Source organism: Neotabrizicola shimadae, assembly GCF_019623905.1.
Taxonomy (GTDB): Bacteria; Pseudomonadota; Alphaproteobacteria; order Rhodobacterales; family Rhodobacteraceae; genus Neotabrizicola; species Neotabrizicola shimadae.
In genome coordinates, this window is record NZ_CP069370.1 from 1,333,390 (window position 1) to 1,355,533 (window position 22,144).

The 22,144-nt window shown below is 67.2% G+C and carries 18 protein-coding genes; 12 read left to right on the plus strand and 6 right to left on the minus strand.

The annotated features are described in order from the left end of the window. The first annotated feature begins 18 nt into the window (after positions 1-18). Together trmFO and gluQRS are read left to right on the plus strand one after the other, a co-directional pair. Positions 19-1,347 carry a methylenetetrahydrofolate--tRNA-(uracil(54)-C(5))-methyltransferase (FADH(2)-oxidizing) TrmFO gene (gene trmFO, locus JO391_RS06435; RefSeq protein ID WP_220663485.1) on the plus strand — a complete coding sequence of 443 codons (1,329 nt, stop codon included), beginning with the start codon at positions 19-21 and terminating at the stop codon, positions 1,345-1,347. Continuing rightward, positions 1,335-2,255 (plus strand): tRNA glutamyl-Q(34) synthetase GluQRS, encoded by a 921-nt coding sequence (gluQRS, locus tag JO391_RS06440; protein ID WP_220663486.1) that lies wholly within the window; start codon positions 1,335-1,337, stop codon positions 2,253-2,255. The genes trmFO and gluQRS overlap by 13 nt, the downstream gene beginning before the upstream one ends. On the opposite strand, the gene ocd is transcribed toward gluQRS, so the two are convergent. Both ocd and rocF read right to left on the minus strand, forming a co-directional pair. Continuing rightward, on the minus strand, positions 2,252-3,286 hold the full coding sequence (gene ocd / locus JO391_RS06445; RefSeq protein WP_220663487.1) for an ornithine cyclodeaminase: 1,035 nt from the start codon (positions 3,284-3,286) through the stop codon (positions 2,252-2,254). The genes gluQRS and ocd overlap by 4 nt on opposite strands. Positions 3,287-3,299: 13 nt before the next feature. Beyond that, complete coding sequence (gene rocF / locus JO391_RS06450; RefSeq protein ID WP_220663488.1) at positions 3,300-4,223, minus strand: arginase; 924 nt, start codon at positions 4,221-4,223, stop codon at positions 3,300-3,302. A 107-nt stretch (positions 4,224-4,330) separates the two neighbouring features. Between rocF and JO391_RS06455 the strand changes: the two genes are divergently transcribed. The 5 genes from JO391_RS06455 to JO391_RS06475 all read left to right on the plus strand — a co-directional run bounded on the left by JO391_RS06455 (position 4,331) and on the right by JO391_RS06475 (position 9,556). Then, positions 4,331-4,762 (plus strand): Lrp/AsnC family transcriptional regulator, encoded by a 432-nt coding sequence (locus JO391_RS06455; protein ID WP_220664466.1) that lies wholly within the window; start codon positions 4,331-4,333, stop codon positions 4,760-4,762. A 206-nt stretch (positions 4,763-4,968) separates the two neighbouring features. After that, the gene (locus JO391_RS06460) at positions 4,969-6,936 is read left to right on the plus strand and encodes a heme lyase CcmF/NrfE family subunit (protein WP_220663490.1); all 1,968 of its coding nucleotides are present in this window, start codon (positions 4,969-4,971) and stop codon (positions 6,934-6,936) included. Between the two features lie 5 nt (positions 6,937-6,941). Beyond that, positions 6,942-7,394: a cytochrome c-type biogenesis protein gene (locus tag JO391_RS06465; RefSeq protein WP_220663492.1), complete on the plus strand. Its 453-nt coding sequence runs from the start codon at positions 6,942-6,944 to the stop codon at positions 7,392-7,394. 103 nt (positions 7,395-7,497) lie between these two features. After that, positions 7,498-8,697 carry an SAM-dependent methyltransferase gene (locus tag JO391_RS06470; RefSeq protein ID WP_220663494.1) on the plus strand — a complete coding sequence of 400 codons (1,200 nt, stop codon included), beginning with the start codon at positions 7,498-7,500 and terminating at the stop codon, positions 8,695-8,697. Between the two features lie 85 nt (positions 8,698-8,782). After that, positions 8,783-9,556 carry an enoyl-CoA hydratase-related protein gene (locus JO391_RS06475; RefSeq protein WP_220663496.1) on the plus strand — a complete coding sequence of 258 codons (774 nt, stop codon included), beginning with the start codon at positions 8,783-8,785 and terminating at the stop codon, positions 9,554-9,556. Positions 9,557-9,561: 5 nt separating this feature from the next. On the opposite strand, the gene ilvN is transcribed toward JO391_RS06475, so the two are convergent. The 3 genes from ilvN to JO391_RS06490 form a co-directional block, all read right to left on the minus strand. Next, positions 9,562-10,122, minus strand: a complete 561-nt coding sequence (ilvN, locus tag JO391_RS06480; RefSeq protein WP_220663498.1) for an acetolactate synthase small subunit — start codon at positions 10,120-10,122, stop codon at positions 9,562-9,564. 76 nt (positions 10,123-10,198) lie between these two features. Next, positions 10,199-11,953 (minus strand): acetolactate synthase 3 large subunit, encoded by a 1,755-nt coding sequence (locus tag JO391_RS06485; protein ID WP_220663501.1) that lies wholly within the window; start codon positions 11,951-11,953, stop codon positions 10,199-10,201. A 317-nt stretch (positions 11,954-12,270) separates the two neighbouring features. Beyond that, positions 12,271-13,185 carry a calcium/sodium antiporter gene (locus tag JO391_RS06490; protein ID WP_220663503.1) on the minus strand — a complete coding sequence of 305 codons (915 nt, stop codon included), beginning with the start codon at positions 13,183-13,185 and terminating at the stop codon, positions 12,271-12,273. A 185-nt stretch (positions 13,186-13,370) separates the two neighbouring features. Here JO391_RS06490 and JO391_RS06495 point away from each other — a divergent pair, with 185 nt between their 5' ends. Both JO391_RS06495 and JO391_RS06500 read left to right on the plus strand, forming a co-directional pair. After that, positions 13,371-14,504, plus strand: a complete 1,134-nt coding sequence (locus JO391_RS06495) for a cupin domain-containing protein (protein ID WP_220663505.1) — start codon at positions 13,371-13,373, stop codon at positions 14,502-14,504. Positions 14,505-14,640: 136 nt separating this feature from the next. Beyond that, the gene (locus JO391_RS06500; protein ID WP_220663507.1) at positions 14,641-16,521 is read left to right on the plus strand and encodes a PhoX family protein; all 1,881 of its coding nucleotides are present in this window, start codon (positions 14,641-14,643) and stop codon (positions 16,519-16,521) included. A gap of 53 nt (positions 16,522-16,574) precedes the next feature. On the opposite strand, the gene JO391_RS06505 is transcribed toward JO391_RS06500, so the two are convergent. Continuing rightward, the gene (locus tag JO391_RS06505) at positions 16,575-16,970 is read right to left on the minus strand and encodes a VOC family protein (RefSeq protein WP_220663509.1); all 396 of its coding nucleotides are present in this window, start codon (positions 16,968-16,970) and stop codon (positions 16,575-16,577) included. Between the two features lie 342 nt (positions 16,971-17,312). Here JO391_RS06505 and pepN point away from each other — a divergent pair, with 342 nt between their 5' ends. From pepN to prmC, 3 genes are all read left to right on the plus strand, one after another. Then, a complete protein-coding gene (gene pepN / locus JO391_RS06510; protein ID WP_220663511.1) occupies positions 17,313-19,862 on the plus strand; it encodes an aminopeptidase N in 2,550 nt (849 codons plus the stop codon). A 152-nt stretch (positions 19,863-20,014) separates the two neighbouring features. Beyond that, complete coding sequence (gene prfA, locus JO391_RS06515) at positions 20,015-21,070, plus strand: peptide chain release factor 1 (protein WP_220663514.1); 1,056 nt, start codon at positions 20,015-20,017, stop codon at positions 21,068-21,070. Then, complete coding sequence (gene prmC / locus JO391_RS06520) at positions 21,067-21,897, plus strand: peptide chain release factor N(5)-glutamine methyltransferase (protein ID WP_220663516.1); 831 nt, start codon at positions 21,067-21,069, stop codon at positions 21,895-21,897. The genes prfA and prmC overlap by 4 nt, the downstream gene beginning before the upstream one ends. The last annotated feature ends 247 nt before the right edge of the window (positions 21,898-22,144 follow it).

Genomic DNA, 22,144 nt, shown 5'->3' on the forward strand with positions numbered 1-22,144 from the left:
TGCGCTTAAATCCCTGCCATGACCGAGACACTTCACATTATCGGCGGCGGCATGGCGGGTTCTGAAGCCGCCTGGCAGGCCGCATCTTCCGGCGTGCCCGTGGTGATCCACGAAATGCGCCCCAAGGTCGGCACCTTTGCCCACCGCACGGGCATGCTGGCCGAGATGGTCTGCTCCAACTCCTTCCGCTCGGACGACCACGAACGCAACGCCGTGGGTCTCTTGCACTGGGAGATGCGGGCGGCCGGTGGCCTGATCATGGAAATGGCCGAAGCGCATCGCCTGCCGGCGGGTGGCGCGTTGGCCGTGGACCGCGATCCCTTTGCCGAAGCTGTCACAGCGCGGCTCAGTTCCCATCCGCTGATTTCCGTTTCAGAGGAAGAGATTACCGAGCTTCCTTTATCCGGCCACTGGATCATCGCCACCGGCCCGCTGACCTCCGGTGCGCTGGCCGAAAGCATCCGCGCCGCCACCGACGCCGAGGCGTTGGCCTTCTTCGATGCCATCGCCCCCATCGTCTATGCCGAAACGGTGGACATGTCGGTCGCCTGGATGCAGTCGCGTTATGACAAGGGCGAGACCATCGAGGAACAGACCGCCTACATGAACTGCCCGATGACGAAGGACCAGTACGAGGCCTTCATCGACGCGGTGTTGGCGGCGGACAAGACCGAGTTTCATGAGGGCGAGACGGCGGGCTACTTCGACGGCTGCCTGCCGATCGAGGTGATGGCCGAACGCGGGCGCGAGACGCTGCGCTTTGGCCCGATGAAGCCGGTGGGCCTGACCAACCCCCACAATCCCCAGAAGCCCTATGCCGTGGTGCAGCTGCGCCGCGACAACAAGCTGGGCACACTGTACAACATCGTGGGCTTCCAGACCAAGATGAAGTACGGAGCGCAAGTGGATGTTTTCCGCAAGATTCCGGGGCTGGAAAATGCCTCGTTCGCGCGCCTGGGCGGCATCCACCGCAACACTTTCATCAACTCGCCCACGCTGCTCGATGCGCAGATGCGGCTGAAGTCGCGCCCCAACATCCGCTTCGCCGGCCAGATCACCGGGGTCGAGGGCTATGTGGAAAGCGCCGCGATGGGTCTTCTGGCCGGCCGCATGGCCGCGGCAGAGATCCTCGGACAAGACCTGCCACCGCCGCCGCCCGAAACAGCGACGGGCGCTCTGATCACCCACATCACCGGCGGGGCCGAGGCAAAGACCTTCCAGCCGATGAACGTGAACTTCGGGCTGTTCCCGCCCATCGACGCGAAGGGAGGCCGCAAGGGCCGGAAAGACCGCTACAAGGCCTATACCGACCGCGCCAAGGAAGCTTTCCAGGCATGGCTTTCGTAACCCGCTTCGCGCCCTCACCGACCGGCCCGCTACACCTCGGCCATGCCTATTCTGCCCTGCTGGCGCATGACATGGCCCGCTACGAGGGGGGAAGCTTCCTCTTGCGGATGGAGGACATTGATCGCCAGCGCAGCAGGCCGGATTGGGAGCGTCAGATCCTTGACGATCTGGCCTGGCTGGGCATCGTTTGGGACGCCGAACCGATGCGCCAGTCGGAACGTCAGCCCGCCTATGACAAGGCTCTGAATGACCTCTGGCTGGCCGGGTTGTTGTACCCCTGCACCTGCAGCCGCCGGGACATCGAGGCCGCCCTGTCGGCACCGCAGGAAGGCGTGGACCTGCCTACGGGGCCGGACGGGCCGGTCTATCCCGGCACCTGCCGCAACCGGATGAATTGGGAGCGGACGTTTCCAGACGGACATGACCGCCCGCGCGACGCCACCCTGAGGCTGGAGGTCGCCTGCATCGGTCCGCAGCATTTCCAGCACCGCATCGACACCCCGGATGGCGGCTGGCACAGCTATGCTGGCTATGTGGAAACCGGGATCGGACCCGGCGGGGCAAAGGGTCTTATCGAGTTCACGCCGGACGACATCTGCAAGCAGGTTGGCGATTTTGTTGTGGCCCGTAAGGACATGGGAACCTCCTATCATCTGTCGGTGGTCGTGGACGACGCGGAGCAGGGCGTGACCCATGTGGTCCGGGGAGCCGATCTATCCGAAGCGACGCGCATTCACGTGATGCTGCAGCGCCTGCTGAACCTGCCCACGCCCGCCTACCACCACCACCGCCTGATCCGCGACGACAACGGCAAGCGGCTGGCGAAACGCGACGATGCCCGCGCGCTGGCGAAATACCGCGCCGAGGGCGCGACGCCGCAGGACATCCGCCGGATGGTCGGCCTCTAGGCCGCCGCGCGCAGCACCATGCCGAACAGGTCGCGCGGATCGTCCGGGTCTGCGATCATGTCCAGCATCTCGCAGAACTCCGTCCCCTTCACCTTGCCCGCCACATAGCGCAGCGCGGCGAAATCCTCGATGGCGAAGCCGACCGAGTCGAAGAGCGTGATCTGCTCGGCGCTGTTCCGCCCCGCCGCCTGCCCGGCGATCACCTGCCAGAGCTCGGTCACCGGATGGTCGGGGTCCAGTTGCTGGATCTCGTCCTCCACCCGCGTCTGCGGGGGAAACTCCACGAAGATGCCCGAGCGCAGGAGGATGTCGCGGTGCAGTTCCGTCTTGCCGGGGCAGTCGCCGCCCACCGCGTTGATGTGCACGCCTGACCCCACCATGTTGTCGGTCAGGATCGTGGCACAGGCCTTGTCCGCCGTCACCGTGGTCACGATCTCGGCGCCCAAGATCGCCTCTTCCGCCGTCCGGCAGGCCACCGTGCGCAGGCCCCGCCCGGCCAGGTTCCGCACGCATTTCGCCGTGGCAGCGGGGTCGAGGTCGTAGAGCCGGACCTCCTGAATACCGCAGACCGCCTTGAAGGCCAGCGCCTGGAATTCGGCCTGCGCGCCATTGCCGATCAGCGCCATGACGCGCGAGCCCTTCGGCGCCAGCCATTTCGCCGCCATGGCAGAGGTCGCCGCGGTGCGCAGCGCCGTCAGGATGGTCATTTCCGAAAGCAGCACCGGATATCCCGTCTCCACATCAGCCAGAAGGCCAAAGGCCGTCACCGTCTGCAACCCCCGCTTCATGTTGGCGGGATGCCCGTTCACATACTTGAAGCCATAGGTCTGCCCGTCCGAGGTCGGCATCAGCTCGATCACGCCCACATCGCTGTGCGAGGCAATGCGCGGGGTCTTGTCGAACATCGGCCAGCGCCGGAAGTCGGCCTCGATCTCGGCCACCAGATCGACCATCACGCGTTCGATCCCAAGATGAAGAACCAGCTTCATCATGCTGTCAACGCTGACAAAAGGCACAAGGTTCAGGGTCATCATTTGCCTCCCGTCACTTCGACCGCGTCGGCCGGTCAAAGACCTTCTTGCCCATCAGCGAGCCCACCAGATCCACCATCAGCCGCGCCGTCATACCGCGGTCGTCCAGGAACGGGTTCAGCTCCACCAGGTCCAGCGATGTCACCAGCCCGGATTCGTGCAAGAGCTCCATCACCAGATGCGCCTCGCGAAAGGTCGTGCCGCCCGGCACCGTCGTGCCCACGGCCGGCGCGATGGACGGGTCGAGGAAATCCACGTCCAGCGAGACGTGCAGCATCCCCTGTTCCGCCTCCACCCGTTCCAGAAAGGCGCGGAGCGGCGCCACGATGCCATGTTCGTCCAGCACCCGCATGTCGGTGATGGCGATGTCATGCTCCAGCAGGGCGGAATGCTCGGCCGGATCGACAGACCGGATGCCATAGAGGCACATGCGACCGGCCGGGATCGGCGCCGGGAAGGGGGGGAAGGCGTCGAAATCGCCACGCCCGGCAATATAGGCCACCGGCGTGCCATGCAGGTTGCCGCTGGTCGTGGTCATCGGCGTGTGGAAATCGGAATGCGCATCCAGCCACAACAGGAACAGAGGCCGCCCCTCGCGCTTGGCATGGGCGGCGGCGCCGGCGACCGATCCAAGCGCCAGCGAATGGTCGCCCCCCATCACCACCGGCAACCCGCCGTCCGCCAGCGCGTCCTCCACCTTGTCGGCCAGAACCTCGGTCCAGCCCACCACCTCGGCCAGCGAATGCACCGCCGGGTTGGGGCAGGTCGCCTCGCGCAGCTCCGGCAGGGCCAGGTCGCCCCAGTCCGTCACGCCATGGCCCAGGTCGCGGATCGCCGCGGCCAGCCCCGCCACACGAAAGGCCGCCGGCCCCATCAGACAGCCGGGACGACGTTGCCCTTCGTCAATCGGGGCCCCGATCAGGATGCAATTGGCCATGGGTCTCTCCTTTGCTCCTTCAGTCTTTCCCCCTTGCGATGGATTCCAGTGGCATTATCGTCATCCTGAACCACGGATTTGCCGAAACGGCGGAGGAACCGACCATGCTGGACGAAACCGACCAGCGGCTGATCGCCGAACTCCGCCGCGATGGCCGCGCCGCGCTGTCCGACCTTGCGGCAAGGCTCGACATCTCGCGCGCGACCGTCCGCGCCCGCATGGAACGGCTGGAAGCGCGGGGCGAAATCGCGGGCTTCACGGTGCTGACGCGCAGCGACGTGACCGCCGCGCCGGTGCGCGCGCTGATGATGGTGGGGATCGAGGGCAGGGGGGCCGAACGCATCATGGCCCGGCTTTCGGGCTTTCCGGCGGTGATGGCGATCCACACCACCAACGGCAAGTGGGACCTGATCGTGGAACTGGGCACCCAAACGCTGGCCGATCTGGACGAGGTCCTCTTCCGCATCCGCGGCCTCGAAGGCATCACCACGTCAGAGACCAACCTCCTCCTCGGCACCCGCAAGGCCGGCAAGCGCTGATCACATCGCCGCGACACCTGCGCGCATCTTCACTGGGCGCGCGGGGGGCGAACCTGTAACACTCTGATACGATGGGATTCCTCGTTGCGGAAACACTCCACACGGGGTGCGGCAACCGTCGAACCACCCGCTTCCTTCCGCCACAGCCGCGCTGACAAGCGGGGCAAAGCGCCCTATACCTTCGCGCAGCGCAAACGGAACATCCCATGATCGTCGAACTCGGACACTACGCCCTCGTCCTCGCTCTCTGCGTGGCGCTTGTTCAGTCGGTGGTGCCGCTGGTCGGCGCCCACCGCCGCAACCCGGCCTGGATGGCCGTGGCCGAACCCGCGGCGGTGCTGCAATTCCTGCTGGTGGGTTTCGCCTTCGCGGCCCTGGTCCGCGCCTTCATGACCTCGGATTTCTCGCTGCGCGTGGTGGTCGAGAACTCGCATTCGCTCAAGCCCATGCTGTACAAGTTCGCCGGAACCTGGGGCAACCACGAGGGCTCTCTGCTTCTGTGGAGCCTGATCCTCTCGCTCTACTCCGCCTGCGCCGTCTTCTTCGGCCAGTATCTGCCCGCCACGCTGAAGGCGCGCGTTCTGGCGGTTCAGGGCATGATCGGGGTGGCCTTCCTTCTGTTCATGCTGCTCACCTCCAATCCCTTCGACCGGCTTGCCATGCCGCCGATGGATGGGCGCGACCTGAACCCCTTGTTGCAGGACCCCGGCCTCGCCTTCCACCCGCCCTTCCTCTACCTCGGCTATGTCGGGCTCTCGATGGCCTTCTCCTTCGCCGTCGCCGCCCTGATCGAGGGCCGGGTCGATGCCGCCTGGGCCCGCTGGGTCCGGCCCTGGACGGTGGCCGCCTGGGTGTTCCTGACCATCGGCATCGCGCTCGGCTCCTGGTGGGCCTATTACGAGCTTGGCTGGGGCGGCTTCTGGTTCTGGGATCCGGTCGAGAACGCCTCGTTCATGCCCTGGCTGATCGGCGCGGCGCTCCTTCATTCCGCCATCGTGGTGGAAAAGCGGGAAACGCTGAAGGCCTGGACCATCCTTCTCGCCATCCTCGCCTTCGGCTTCTCGCTGATCGGCACCTTCATCGTGCGCTCGGGTGTCATCACCTCTGTGCACAGCTTCGCGAATGACCCCGAACGCGGCGTCTTCATCCTGTTGATCCTCGCCGTCTTCCTGGGCGGCGCGCTCACACTGTTTGCCGCCCGCGCCGGCGCGATGGAGGCGAAGGGCATCTTCGCGCCCATCAGCCGCGAAAGCGCGCTGGTGGCCAACAACATCCTGCTGACCGTCGCCTGCTTCGTGGTCTTCGTGGGCACGGTCTGGCCGCTGGTCGCCGAAATGGCCTTCGACCGCAAGCTTTCGGTCGGCGAGCCCTTCTTCAACGCGGCTTTCACCCCCTTCATGGTGGCGCTGGCGCTGATCCTGCCGCCCGGCAGCGTGCTCGCCTGGAAACGGGGCGATCTGTCCCGCGCCCTGCGCCTGATGCGCCCGGCCCTCATCCTCTCCGTAGTCCTTGGCGCCACCGTCTGGGCGCTGCAGGGCGGCCCGGCGGTTCTTGGCCCCATCGGCGCCGCCCTTGGCGCCTGGGTGGTGCTTGGCGCGCTGACCGATCTCTGGTCGAAGGGCGGGCAGGGCGCCGCCGGCACGCGCCTGCGCCGCCTGGCCCGCGCCCCCCGGGCCGATTGGGGCAAGGCCACCGCCCATGTGGGCCTTGGCGTCACGCTTTTCGCTGTGGCCGCCATGCACGCCTGGAAGGTCGAGGACATCCGCGTGATGAAGCCGGGCGACAGCATGGAATTCGGCGGCTACACCGTCACCCTCACCGGCGTGCGCGAAGAACCGGGGCCGAACTACACCACCCATTTCGCCGATCTGGCGGTGGCCCGCCCCGGCGGCCCCACCATCACCATGCAACCGGAAAAGCGGTTCTATCCGGTCCAGGCCATGCCCACGACCGAAGCTGCCATCCACCAGACCCTGACGCATGACCTGTACTTTGCCCTGGGCGATCCGCAGGACGGCGGGGGCTGGGTGATCCGCAGCTACCGTGAACCCTTCGCCAACTGGCTGTGGATCGGCTCGGCCCTCATGGCCCTGGGTGGCCTCCTCAGCCTGACCGACCGCCGCTTCCGTCTGGCCGCCGGCGCCCGCCGCCCCGCTGCGGTCCCCGCGGAATGACCGTGATGCGCCGCCTGATCCTGGCGCTTGCGCTCGTCGTCGCCGCCCCCGTCTGGGCCGTCCAGCCCGACGAGATGCTGCCCGACCCCGCGCTGGAAGCCCGCGCCCGCGTGATTTCGCGCGATTTGCGCTGCCCGGTCTGCCAGGGCGAGAACATCGACGATTCCGATGCCCAGATCAGCCGCGACCTGCGGCTTCTGGTGCGCGAACGGCTGGTGGCGGGCGACACCAACGAGGAGGTCATCGACTACATCGTGGACCGCTATGGCGAATTCGTGCTGTTCAACCCGCGCCCGCAGGGCCTGAACCTCGCACTCTGGCTCGCCGGGCCGGCCATGTTGCTGGCCGGGGCCGGCATCGCCTTCCTTACCTTCCGCGGCCGCAGCCGCAGTCAGATCGCCGACCGCGGCCTGACCGCGGATGAAGAGGCCCGGCTGAAGGAATTGCTCAAGGACTGACTTCCGGTCGATTTCCTGCGGCAGAGTGCCGCATCTTCCTCTTTTCGTCGCAAAACCTTCGTGATTATCTGCCTCACGGCGTGGGGATCAGGGGGATGTGACCATGTCGACAGCTCTGATGCTGGCGGTCGGGCGGCGCTTCGTCCAGGTGGGCCGCCTCAACATGACATTGCCCGACGGGGCGAAACACAGCTTCGGCCCCGGTTCCGGCGGGCCAGAGGTCAGCATCGTCCTCACCGACCCGGCCCTGCCAACGCGCATCGTGCTGAACCCCGATCTCGCCTTGGGCGAGGCCTATATGGACGGCACGCTTATCATCCAGGGCGATGACCTGCGCGGCTTTCTCAAACTGATGATCCGCAACGCCCGCCTGCCCAATCCCGGCCTTGTCCCCGGCACGCTGGAACGCGCGCGACGCGCCATCCGCGCCCGCCTGGGCGTGAACCCGCTGCACCGCGCGCGGCGCAATGTGGCGCATCACTATGACCTCAGCGGCGAGTTCTATGACCTCTTCCTGGATGCCAACAAGCAGTACACCTGCGCCTATTTCCGCCAGCCCGACCTAACCATCGAACAGGCTCAGGCCGAAAAGATGGCCCTCATCGGCCGCAAGCTCCTGATCCGGCCGGAAATGCGCGTGCTCGACATCGGCTGCGGCTTCGGCACGCTGGCGATGACGCTGGCGCGCGACTTCGGCGCCCATGTCACGGGCGTCACCCTGTCCGAGGTGCAACTGGCCGAAGCGCGCGCCAAGGCCGCCGCCGCCGGCCTGGCCGACCGCTGCGAGTTCCGGCTTCAGGATTACCGCGATGTCACCGGCCCCTTCGACCGCATCGTGTCGGTCGGCATGATGGAACATGTCGGCCTGCCGCACCTGTCCACCTATTTCCGCAAGGTGCGCGAGCTCCTGACGGACGACGGCGTGGCGCTCATCCACTACATCGGCCGCCCGATCCGGCCCGAGTCGATCTCGCCCTGGTTCGACAAGTACATCTTCCCCGGCGCCTATATCCCGGCCCTGTCAGAGGTGCTGCCCATCCTCGAACGCCACGACATCGCGCTGTGCGACCTGGAAATCTGGCGCGGCCACTACGAACGCACGCTCGCCGCCTGGTATGCCAAGTTCCAGACCAATCTCGACCGCGCCCGCCAGCTCTACGACGACCGCTTCGTGCGGATGTGGCGCTATTACCTCCTGGCTGCCGAACAGAGCTTTGCCGAGGAAACCATGGTGATCCACCAGCTCCAACTCGCCCGCCACGGCGCATCCGTCCCCATGACGCGCGATTACCTCTACGCCTGACGCCCGTGCCGCAACGTCCCATTCGGCCCGCGCTTCCGCCGCAGGCCCCCGGTCTTTAGGCTGGCCGCGGCAAGGGGAGGGTGCGATGGCAGAACCGACGATTCTGGTGCAGGCCGAAGGCGGGGTGACGATCCTCACGCTGAACCGGCCAAGGCTGCGCAACGCGCTCAACCGCCAGCTCCGGGCCGAGCTTCTGGCCGCCCTCAAGGCCGCGACACAGGCGCGCTGCGTCGTCCTCACCGGCACGGGCGGCGCCTTCTCTTCCGGCCAGGACCTCGCCGATGCCGGCCCGCTGGACGAGCTGGACCTCGAACGCACCCTGCGCGAGGAATATGAACCCCTCATCGCCGCCATCGCCGATTGCCCCGCGCCGGTCATCGCTGCGGTCAACGGCGTCGCCGCCGGGGCAGGGGCCAACCTGGCGCTTGCCTGCGATCTGGTGATCGCCGCCGAAAGCGCCACCTTCCTGCAGGCGTTCACCCGCATCGGCCTGATGCCCGATGCCGGCGGCACCTTCTGGCTGCCACGCCAGGTGGGCCAGGCCCGTGCCATGGGAGCGATGCTGCTGGCCGAACCGATCCCGGCCGCCCAGGCCGCCGACTGGGGCATGATCTGGGAAGCCGTGCCCGATGCCGAGTTCGAAACCCGCTGGCGCGCCCGCGCCAAGACGCTCGCTGCCGGTCCGACCGTGGCCCTTGCCGCCGTCAAACGCGCGCTCCGCGCCAGCCCCGGTAGCACACTCCCCGCGCAACTGGCCCTCGAAGCCCGGCTTCAGGGCCAGTGCGGCGCCACGCAGGATTTCCGCGAAGGCGTCGCCGCCTTCCTGGAAAAGCGCCCCGCACGCTTCCGGGGCGCCTGATCCGCTCAGGCCCCGCGCGACAGGGCCGCGATGCCGGTCCGCGCGATCTCGCGCAGGCCCAGGGGGCGCATCAGCTCGGCAAAGGCATCGATCTTCTCGGGCGTGCCGGTCATCTCGAAGACAAAGCTCTCCAGCGTGGAATCCACCACATTGGCGCGGAAGATCTCCGCCAGCCGCAGCGCCTCGATCCGCGCATCGCCCTTGCCCGCCACCTTGAACAGCGCCAGTTCGCGCTGCACGCTCGGCCCCTCGGCCGTCAGGTCGTGCACCGCATGAACCGGCACCATCCGGCTCAGCTGCGCCTCGATCTGGTCGATCACCGCCGGCGTGCCCCGTGTCACAACGGTGATGCGCGAGCGGTGGCCGGTATGGTCCACCTCGGCCACGGTCAGCGAGTCGATGTTATACCCGCGCCCGGAAAACAGCCCGATCACCCGCGCCAGCACGCCCGGCTCGTTCTCGACGATCACGGCGAGGGTGTGACTCTCCTCGACCTGGGAATGGCTGTCCCGCAGGTCATAGGCGGAATGGCTCGTTGAGCCTTTCTTGATGTTGAGCGGCGACATCCGCCCCTCCCTTCATTTTCTGTCCAACAAACATCCTGCCGGCGGTCCGGGGGACGCAAAGTCCCCCGGCTCCACCTTACACCAGCACCGCGCCCTTGGCCCCGATCACGCCCTGGGTATCGGCATCGCCCAGGAGCATCTCGTTGTGCGGCTTGCCGCTCGGGATCATGGGGAAGCAGTTCTCGTGCTTCTCCACCAGGCAGTCAAAGATCACCGGGCCTTCATAGCGGATCATTTCCATGATCGCGTCGTCCAGGTCCTTCGGATCCGAACACTTGATGCCCTTGCAGCCGAAGGCTTCCGCCAACTTCACGAAATCGGGCAGGCTCTCGCTCCAGGAATGCGAATAGCGCTCGCCATGCAGCAGTTCCTGCCACTGGCGCACCATGCCCAGACGCTCGTTGTTCAGGATGAACTGCTTGACCGGCGCGCGGAACTGCATCGCCGTGCCCATTTCCTGCATGTTCATCAGCCAACTGGCCTCGCCCGCCACGTTGATCACCAGCGCCTGCGGATGCGCGATCTGCACCCCGATGCTGGCCGGCAGGCCATAGCCCATGGTGCCAAGCCCTCCGGATGTCATCCAGCGGTTCGGCGCCTCGAAGCCCAGGAACTGCGCCGCCCACATCTGGTGCTGGCCCACTTCCGTGGTGATGTAGCGGTCCATCCCCTTGGTCAGCGCCTCCAGCCGCTGCAGCGCGTACTGCGGCTTGATCGAGCTTTCCGAGGGCTTGTAGCGCAGGCAATCCACCGCCTTCCATTCGGCGATGCGGCCCCACCATTTGGCGAGCCCCTCCTTGTTCACCTTGCGGCCCCGCGCCTTCCAGATGCGAAGCAGGTCTTCCAGCACGTGGCCCACGTCGCCCAGGATCGGCACGTCCACCCGGATCACCTTGTTGATGGACGAGGCGTCGATGTCGATATGCGCCTTCTTCGAATGGGGGCTGAAATCCTTCACCCGCCCGGTGATCCGGTCGTCGAAGCGCGCGCCCACGTTGATCATCAGGTCGCAGCCATGCATCGCCAGGTTGGCCTCATAAAGGCCATGCATCCCCAGCATCCCCAGCCAGTTCTTGCCCGAGGCCGGATAGGCGCCCAGGCCCATCAGGGTCGAGGTGATGGGAAAGCCCGTCGCATCCACCAGCTCGCGCAAGAGCTGGCTGGCCGCGGTGCCCGAGTTGATGACGCCGCCCCCGGTATAGAAGATCGGCCGCTCGGCGGTCTCCATCATCTCGACCAGACGGGTGATCGCCTCGATGTCGCCCTTCACCTTGGGCTGGTAATGGTCGATCCGCAGCCTTTCCTTGCCGATGTAATCGGCAGTGGCGAACTGCACATCCTTCGGAATGTCCACCAGCACCGGGCCGGGGCGGCCGGCGGTGGCAACATGAAAGGCCTGGTGGATGGTCTCGGACAGCTTCGCCGTGTCCTTCACCAGCCAGTTCATCTTGGTGCAGGGCCGGGTGATGCCCACGGTGTCGGCCTCCTGGAAGCCGTCGGTGCCGATCATGAAGGTCGGCACCTGGCCCGAAAGCACGATGATCGGGATCGAATCCATCAGCGCGTCGGTCAGGCCCGTCACCGCATTGGTGGCACCGGGACCCGAGGTCACCAGGGCCACGCCCGGCTTGCCGGTCGACCGCGCATAGCCCTCGGCCATGTGCACCGCGCCCTGTTCGTGCCGCACGAGGATGTGGCGGATCTCGTTCTGCTGGAAGATCTCGTCATAGATCGGAAGGACAGCGCCGCCCGGATAGCCGAAGACCACCTCCACGCCCTGATCCTTCAGGGCCTGAACCACCATCCTCGCGCCGGTCATCGCCTTCGTCATCGCTTTCGCCTTTCGGTCCTTCGTCGTCGTTCGTGTTCAAGTCGTCGCGGCCAACAAAAAGCCCCCGGGAGGGGTCTCCGGGGGCGCATGGGTGCTGATATGGCAACCGTTACCGGCCCATGCGCCAATCCTCTACAAGTACAAGAATGCGTGCCATGGCCCGCTCCCCTTTGCTGCAGCGGCAACCTATGCGGGCCGAAACGGGGCGTCAATGGCAAAAGCGCAAAGAAAGTGTCGGCGCGCCCGGCAATTTTTGAACTTTTCTTGCGCCCAGTGCGGCCCCCTCGCAACGAACGCAAAAATCGGGCCGTTCCGTCCTACAGCATCAGCGCGACATAGCCCGCATAGACCACAAGAAGCACACCCCCAAGCCAGCGCGGCAGGCGCCCCAGTGCCAGCGCCAGCACCGTCACGGCCGCCGCCGTTCCCACCACCCAGGGGAAATCCACCGCCATGAACCGCGCATCCACGCTGTCGATCGGCGCAATCATCGCGGTCGCGCCCAGGATGCCGAAGATGTTGAAGATGTTCGATCCCACGACATTGCCCACCGCGATGTCGGTCTGCCGCCGGAAGGCCGCGATGGCGCTGGTCGCCAGTTCCGGCAGCGAGGTGCCCACGGCCACCACCGTCAGCCCGATCACCGCCTCCGATATGCCGAAGCCCCGCGCGATCTCGCTGGCACTGTCCACCAGGAACCGCGCACCGATCACCAGAAGCACCAGCCCGCCCAGGGTCTGTGCCGCGGCCTTCCAGGCCGGCTCGTCCACCGTCAGCTCCACATCCTCCGGATTGCCGCCCATCCGTAACGCCACCAGCAGGAAGACCGCCAGCCCGCCCAGCAGAACCAGCCCGTCCACCCGCGTCACCGCCCCGTCCGCCAGAACGGGCCACAGCGCCAGCGAGGCCAGCATCATGAACCCCAGGTCCCGCCACAGCCGCCGCGCCGGAATCACCAGCGGCGCAATCACCGCCGATATGCCCAGGATCAACAGGATGTTGGCGATGTTCGACCCCATCACGTTGCCGATGGCGATCCCCGGCTCGCCTGCCAGGGCCGCCTGGACCGAAACCAGAAGCTCCGGCGCCGATGTGCCGAAGCCCACCACCGTCAGCCCGATCACCATGGGCGACAGCCCGAACCGCCGCGCCAGCACGCTCGCGCCCCGCACGAGGTATTCCCCGCCGAAGAACAGCCCCGCCAGCCCCACCACGAACATCACATAGGTCACGACAGCCCCCGTCCGGTTTCCTCAGATGGTTGTCCGAACGCTCTCCCATGCAAGGGGCGCCCTGCCGAGTTCGCACCATAGCGTCCGCCGGGCCACAGGTCTTGCCGCGAAACTCCGCAAATCCCAGGTGCAAGCCGCTGACAAATCTGTACCCTGCCGCGCAACCGCGCAAACAGGAGCCCCCGATGCCCGATCCCCGCCAACCCATCCTCGGCCATCTCGGCGCCACCATCGCCGGCCCCCGCAACCCCGCGGTCGAGGCGCTGAACCCCGACATCCTGGTTCCCCCCGTCACCGACCACGGCGGCATGCCGAACCTGAAGTTCCCCTTCGCCCAGGCCCACAACCGCCTGGAAGACGGCGGTTGGGCGCGCGAGGTCACGCTGCGCGAGATGCCGGCGATGGAAGAGCTTGCCATCGTCAACATGCGCCTCGGCCCCGGCGTCGTGCGCGAGATGCACTGGCACAAGGAGGCCGAATGGGCCTACGTCACCGAGGGCCGCGTGCGCTTCTACCTCGTGGACGAACACCGCAACGTCCTTGTCGAGGATCTGGGCCCTGGCGACCTCTGGCTCGCCCCCGCCGGCATCCCCCATGCCATCCAGGCGCTGGAGGAAGGCACCGAATTCGTTCTTGTCTTCAACGACGGCAACTTCTCGGAAAACGAGACGCTGCTTCTCACCGAACTCATGGCGCACATGCCGCGCGACGTGCTGGCCCGCAACTTCGGCATATCCGAAGACGCCTTCTCTGGCCTGCCACCGTCCGAAAAGTACATTTTCCGCCTGCCGGTCCCGCCCTCCATCGAAGAGGTCCGCGCCCAGCTTGGCGCCGCCACCATGACCGGGAAATACGTCTTCCGCGGCGCCGACATCCCCAAAAGCAAATGGCCCGGCGGCCAGACCCAGATCATCGACAGCACGAACTTCACGCTCACGCCCATGGCCTTCCTGCTGATCGAGCTGGAGCCGGGCGGCATGCGCGAAATCCACTGGCACCCCGATTCTGACGAGATCCAGTATTACATCTCGGGCCAGGGCCGCATGACCGTGTTCAACGCCGTCGCCAACGCCCGCACCTTCAACTTCAGCCCCGGCGACGTGGGCTATGTGCCCAAGAACCTGGCGCATTACATCGAAAACACAGGGACCGAGCCGCTTGTCGTGCTCAATGTCTTCTCGAAGGGCGATTACCGCGACATCTCGCTGAACCAGTGGCTCGCCCTGACGCCGCCCGGCCTCGTGCGCGGCCATCTTGATGTCGACGACCGCCTGATGGGCGCGCTGCGCCCCACCCGCCAGCCCGTCGTGGGCGGCTAGGCGCGAACCGGGCAGGGCGACAGGGGCGGGGGCAGGGCGCCCCGTTCCTTCTGACACAGGCCTGTCACCTCGACCGACTATCCATGGCCTCCCACGCAGCCGCAGGGCGCCCGCGCCCGTGCCACAGGAGACCGCCATGGACGACATGCCCCTTCACCGCCTGTCCTTCGACGAGATCGACGAACGCCGCAATCCTCGTCCCGCCGAACAGGACTTCGACCGCGTCGTTGCCCGCGCCATGTCGCGCCGCGGCTTCATGGGCGTCCTCGCCTTCGGCTCTGCCGCCGCCGCCTTGGGGATCGGCCCGCTGCTGACCTCCACCGCCGCCCAGGCGCAGACCACCAGCCGTTTCCCCTTCACCCCCATCGGCATCTCGACCGATTTCGACATCCACGTGCCGGAAGGTTATGCCTGGAAGCCGGTCGCGCGTTGGGGCGATGCGCTCTTCTCCGATGCCCCGGCCTTCGATCCGGCCAAGGGCACCACGACCGAAGGCCAGGCCCGCGCCTTCGGCGAAAACACCGACGGCATGGAACTGTTCGTCATCGACGGCCGCCAGGTCATCGCCGTCAACCATGAATATGTGAACCTCGACGTGAACCTGCCCGGCAACCCCGACGGCCTGCCGCTTTCGGCCGAAGATGTGCTGAAGCTGCAGAACGCCCAGGGCATCAGCGTGATGGAAGTCGCCGAAGGCCCCGATGGCTGGGCCATCGTGGTGGACAGCCCGCTCAACCGCCGCATCACCAACAACACGCCGATGACGCTGACCGGCCCCGCCGCCGGCCATGACCTGCTGAAGACCCCGGCCGACCCGACCGGCACCCAGGTCCTGGGCACGCTCAACAACTGCGGCGCGGGCCGCACGCCCTGGGGCACCTACCTGACCTGCGAAGAAAACTTCAACGGCTACTTCGGCTCCACCGATGCCGCGCTGGCGCTGCCCGAGGCGTTCTCGCGCTACGGCATCGAGGTCGAAGGCGGCTATGGCTATGAAAAGTTCGACGCCCGCTTCGATCTGTCGAAGAACATCAACGAACCCAACCGCTTCGGCTATGTGGTCGAGATCAACCCGGCCGACCCGGCCTCGGTTCCGGTCAAGCACACGGCGCTCGGCCGCTTCAAGCACGAGAATGCCGAACTGACGCTCGCCGCCGACGGGCGCGTGGTGGTCTACCTTGGCGATGACGAGCGCGGCGAATTCCTCTACCGCTGGGTCTCGGCCGCTCCCTACGTCGAAGGCGGCGATACCTCGCGCCTTCTCGAAGACGGCCAGCTCTATGTCGCGGTCTTCGCCGATGACATGACCGGCAAGTGGGTCGCGCTCACCCCCGAAGCCACCGGCATGACCCCGGCGGAAATCGCCATCCACACCCGGATGGCGGGCTCCAAGGTGGGCGCCACCACGATGGACCGCCCGGAATGGGTTGCCGTGAACCCCATCGCGGTCGAGGCCTACTGCGCGCTGACCAACAACACCAACCGCGGCGTCAAGCCGAATGCGGGCGGCGACGCCACGCCGGTCGGCGGGCCGAACCCGCGCGAAAAGAACGGCTTCGGCCAGATCGTTCGCTGGCGCCCGACAGGCGAGGATCATGCCGCCGAGACCTTCACCTGGGACCTCTTCGTGATGGCGGGCAACCCCTCGGTGCATGAAGGGCCCTTTGCCGGTTCGGCCAACGTCAATGTCGGCAACATGTTCAACTCGCCCGACGGCATGTCCTTCGACTCGACGGGTCTGCTCTGGATCCAGACCGACGGCGACGACAGCAACGAGGGCGATTTCGCCGGCCAGGGCAACAACCAGATGCTGATCGGCGATCCCGTCTCGGGCCAGATCGAACGGTTCCTGACCGGCCCGAATGGCTCCGAGGTCACGGGCCTCCTGTGGTCGGCCGACCGCAAGACCGCCTTCGTCGGCATCCAGCACCCCGGCGGCAGCTGGCCCGATGGCACTGGCCTGCCGCGCTCCACCGTCATCGCCGTGTGGCGCACGGATGGCGCTCTGATCGGCTGACATAGGGTCAGCATCCGGGGCGCCGCACAGGCGCCCCGGCATCGTCCTGCGGTTCAGCCGCCGCTGCGCGGCTGGATCAGGTCCCAGCGATTGCCGAACGGGTCGCGCCAGACCGCGACCTGCCCATAGATTTCGTCGCGCGGGTCTTCTTCGAAGATCACGCCCGCCGCGCTCATCCGCGCATGGTCGCGGTCGAAGTCGTCCGTCATCAGGAACAGGAAGACCCGCCCGCCCGTCTGGTTTCCGATGGCCGCCACCTGCTCCGGCCCCTCGGCGCGCGCCAGCACCAGCCGTACCCCGCCGCCCGGCGGCTCCACCGTCACCCACCGCTTGCCGCCTTGCGGGACATCCTCGATCAGCCGGAACCCCATGACCCCGGTGTAGAAGGCAATGGCCGGCTCATACTCCGGCACCACCAGCGCAAGGGCAGAGATTCGGGCCCGCGACATCGGCGCTCCTCCGGGTGAACTGCGCTCAGCCTTGCCCGAACCGTTCCCCTCGGCAACCCCGGTCTTCGCCGCCATCCCCGGACGGCGGATCCCCGGTGCACAGGACACGTGCGCGCTATGTCCGTCTCGCCCATCCCGTCCGCGGTCTGGGCATCGGGCAGGTCGCCCCCGCTCCGACCTGCCCGCGGATGGCACGAGGCGACAGACCGCGCAAAGTGTTAAGTCCAAGTTAATGCGGCTTCGCAAGCCATTGATAACAAACGATGTGGCAAAGCGTCCGAGCTCGGACGCCCCTTGCGCCCGGCGCCGGATCGCCTAGCTTGGGCCTGACAGGAGGCCCCGATGACCAGCGATCCCCAGCCCGTCCACCTATCCGACTACCGCCCCTTCCCCTTCCGGGTCGAAGGGGCGGAGCTGACCTTCCGCCTGAACCCATCGGCCACCCGGGTCCTGTCCCGCCTCCACCTCGTCCGACAGGCCCCCGGCGACCTGCGGCTCGACGGCGAGCGGCTGGAGGTCCTGTCCCTCTCCCTGAACGGCCAGCCCCTTTCCCTCACACCCGATGCCACCGGCCTCACCATCCCCGCGGCCCTGATCCCCGAGGGCCCCTTCACCTTCGAGGCCGAGGTCCGCATCGACCCCGCCGCCAACACCGCCCTGGAAGGGCTCTACATGTCGGGCGGCATGTACTGCACCCAGTGCGAGGCCGAAGGCTTCCGCAAGATCACCTTCTACCCCGACCGCCCCGACGTGATGGCCCCCTTCCGGGTCCGCATCGAAAGCGACCTGCCGGTCCTTCTGTCCAACGGCAACCCGGTGGCGCAGGGCACAGGCTGGGCCGAATGGCACGACCCCTGGCCGAAGCCCGCCTATCTCTTCGCCCTGGTCGCGGGCGACCTGGTGGCCCACCGGGCCGACTTCGTCACAAGGTCCGGCCGGCCCGTCGACCTCGCGATCTGGGTCCGCCCCGGCGACCAGGACCGCTGCGCCTATGCCATGGACAGCCTGATCCGGTCGATGCGGTGGGACGAAGAGGTCTATGGCCGGGAATACGACCTCGACGTCTTCAACATCGTGGCCGTGGACGACTTCAACATGGGCGCGATGGAGAACAAGGGGCTGAACATCTTCAACTCAAAGTACGTCCTGGCCAGCCCCGAGACGGCGACCGACGACGACTTCGCCCGCATCGAGGCGATCATCGCCCACGAATACTTCCACAACTGGACCGGCAACCGCATCACCTGCCGCGACTGGTTCCAGCTCTGCCTAAAGGAGGGACTGACGGTCTTCCGCGACCAGCAGTTCTCGGGCGACATGCGCTCCCACGCGGTCAAGCGGATCGAGGACGTGCTGACGCTGCGCGCCCGCCAGTTCCGTGAGGATGCGGGGCCGCTGGCACATCCGGTGCGGCCCGACAGCTATGTCGAGATCAACAATTTCTACACCGCCACCGTCTACGAAAAGGGCGCCGAGGTCATCGGCATGCTGAAGCGCCTGGTGGGCGACGAGGGCTATGCCACCGCGCTGGACCTCTATTTCACCCGCCACGACGGCGAGGCCGCGACCATCGAGGACTGGCTGAAGGTGTTCGAGGATGCCACGGGCCGCGACCTGACCCAGTTCGCCCGCTGGTACACCGATGCCGGCACGCCGCGCGTGACCGTCTCGGACGACTGGCAGGACGGCACCTATACCCTGACCTTCCGGCAGGAGACCCAGCCCACGCCGGGCCAGCCCGAGAAGCCGCCGCGGGTGATCCCCATTGCTGTCGGCCTTCTGAACCCCAACGGCGACGAGATTGTGCCCACCACGGTGCTCGAGATGACCGAGGCCGCCCAATCCTTCCGCTTCGAAGGGCTTGCCGCGAAACCCGTCCCTTCGATCCTGCGCGGCTTCTCTGCCCCCGTGGTGCTGGACCGCAAGGCCAGCCCCGAAGAGCGCGCCTTCCTTCTGGCCCATGACACCGACCCGTTCAACAAGTGGGAGGCCGGACGGGCGCTGGCCAAGGATGTTCTCGCCCGCATGGTGACCGAGGGGGCGGAACCCGGCCCAGACTGGCTGGATGCACTCGCAAGGGTGGCGCTGGACGAAAGCCTTGACCCCGCCTTCCGCGCGCTGGCCCTGCGCCTGCCCGGAGAGGATGACATGGCCCAGACCCTGCACGAGGCCGGCGTCACGCCCGACCCGCAGGCGATCCACGCGGCCCGCCGCCGCATGGGCCGTGCACTGGCCCTGCGGTTGCGACCGCAACTCCCCGCGCTGTTCGATACGCTGCGCGAGCCCGGCCCTTTCACGCCCGACGCCCGCGCCGCCGGACGACGCGCCCTGCGTCTTGCCGCCCTGTCGCTGCTGACACGGCTGGACGAGGGGCAGGCGGCGGCCTCCGCCTACCGCGCCGCCGACAACATGACCGAGGAGGTCGGCGCGCTCGCCTGCCTTCTGGACATCGGCCGCGGACAGGAAGAATTGGGTCTTTTCCAGGCCCGCTGGCAGGGCGACCGCAACGTGATGGACAAGTGGTTCGCCCTGCAGGTGCTTCATGCGGCACCGGGCGAGGCCGCGGCAACCGCCGAGCGGCTGACACGACACCCGCAGTTCGACATGAAGAACCCCAACAGGTTCCGGTCGGTCATGGGGGCCCTGTCGGGCAACCATGCCGGGTTCCACCACATATCCGGCGCGGCATACCGGCTGACGGCGGACTGGCTGATCCGGCTGGATCCGGTCAACCCGCAGACGGCGGCACGGATGTCCACGGCCTTCGAGACCTGGGCGCGATATGACGCCGACCGGCAGGCCATGATCCGGGGCGAGTTGCAGCGCATCCTCGCCGCGCCCGGCCTGTCGCGCGACCTGGGCGAGATGGCGGGGCGGATGCTGGGCGACTGATCTGGCTCGCTGCGCCAGCTCCGGCCGGGGACGGGGGGCTGTCTGCCCCCCGGTCGCCCGTTCCGGGCGACTCCCCCCGAGGATATTTGGGAACAGAAGAAGGGCAGGGGCGGGGTCTTGACCGCGGGCGCGGGCTGCGGTCAAAGGCCGGCATGGTGCCTGCCGAGAAACTCGATCAGATCGTGGCGCGCTTCGAATATCTCGAGGCGCGGCTGAACGCGGGTGCGGCGCCTGCCGAGATTGCCGCGATCAGCCGGGAGTATTCCGAACTGAAGCCGGTGGTGGACCAGATCTTTGCCTTTCGGCGCGCAGAGAGCGATCTGGCCGAGGCACAGGACTGGTTGTCCGACCCCGAGATGAAGGCGCTGGCCGAGGACGAGATTCCGAAACTCAAGGCCCGCCTGCCCGAACTGGAACAGGCGCTGCGCATCGCCCTTCTGCCAAAGGACGCGGCGGATGCGCGGCCCGCCATCCTGGAAATCCGTCCCGGCACCGGGGGCGACGAGGCAAGCCTTTTCGCCGCGGATCTGGCGCGCATGTACCAGCGCCACGCCGAACGCATGGGATGGCGCTTCGATGTGCTGGAAAGCCAGACGTCCGACCTGGGCGGCATCAAGGAATTCACCGCCCATGTTCAGGGCGAAGGCGTCTATGCCCGGCTGAAGTACGAAAGCGGCGTGCATCGTGTCCAGCGCGTGCCCGAGACAGAGGCGAGCGGGCGCATCCATACCTCGGCCGCGACCGTGGCCGTCCTGCCCGAGGCAGAAGAGGTGGACATCGACATCCCGGCCAGCGACATCCGCATCGACACCATGCGATCTTCGGGGGCGGGCGGGCAGCACGTCAACACCACCGACTCGGCCGTGCGCATCACCCACCTGCCAACCGGCATCGTCGTAACCTCGTCCGAAAAGTCGCAGCATCAGAACCGCGCCATCGCCATGCAGGTGCTGCGGGCGCGGCTTTACGAGATGGAGCGCGAGCGGCTGCACTCCGAACGCGCGGCGGACCGAAAATCGCAGGTAGGCTCGGGCGACCGCAGCGAGCGCATCCGCACCTACAACTTCCCGCAGGGCCGGATGACCGACCATCGCATCAATCTGACGCTCTACTCGCTTGGGCAGATCATGGATGGCGACCTGACCACGGTGATTGACGCGCTGGTCGCCGATGACCAGGCCGGCAAGCTCGCCGAGATGGGCGCATGACGCTGGCAGAGGCCCTGCGTGCGGGGGCCGCACGGCTGGCCGCCGCAGGAATCGAGGGTGCGGCGGGCGATGCGCGGGTGCTTCTGTGCCACGCAAGCGGGATTGCGCCGGGGCGGCTGACGCTGCACCTGCCAGACGCGCTTACGCCCGAGGCCGAGGGGCGGTTCGCAGACGCGCTTGCGGCGCGCGCGGCGCGCCAGCCGGTGGCGCAGATTACCGGGCAGAGGCTGTTCTGGGGGCGTGCCTTCCGCGTGACGCCCGATGTGCTGGACCCGCGCCCCGAGACCGAGATTCTGGTTGCCGCCGCGTTGGAGGTGCCTTTCGAGCGCGTACTGGACCTCGGCACCGGTTCCGGGGCGATCCTTCTGAGCTTGCTGGCCGACCGGCCCATGGCACGCGGGATCGGCGTAGACCTGTCACCCGCGGCCCTGGCCGTGGCGCGGGCCAATGCAACGGCTCTTGGACTGGAGGCGCGGGCAGAGCTGCGCCAGTCGGACTGGTTCGCCGGGGTGGCAGAGACGGAGTTCGACCTGATCGTCTCGAACCCGCCCTACATCGCGGATGACGAAATGGCTGGCCTGGCACCCGAGGTGCGCGATTGGGAACCCCGTCTTGCCCTGACGCCGGGTGGCGACGGCTTGGATGCCTATCGCCACATTGCCGCCCGGGCGGCCGGTCACCTTGTGCCGGGCGGGCGTCTCATGGTCGAGATCGGGCCGACGCAAGGCTTGGCGGTGGCGGGCCTCTTTCAGGCGGCGGGTCTGCGGGATGTGCAGGTCCGGCCGGATCTGGACGGCCGCGACCGTGTGGTGATCGCGCGGGCCTGACGAGGGTGGGGCGCGCTGGCCACAGGCGGCGGCCAATTGGGGCATGGCAGGCCGAAACCGCGGATCGGCGGTGGGACCAGCCGAAATTCTGCTTGTCAGACCGGGGATGAGGTGTTTATTGGGGCCATCGTGACGGTGAGGGCGATGACCGCCTTCCCGCGCGTGCAGCCGGACTTGCCCCCTTTTGCCCGTTTTCAGGGTGCCGCGCCGATGACGGTGCAGGGGAGGGGGCAGACGGTCCCTTCTG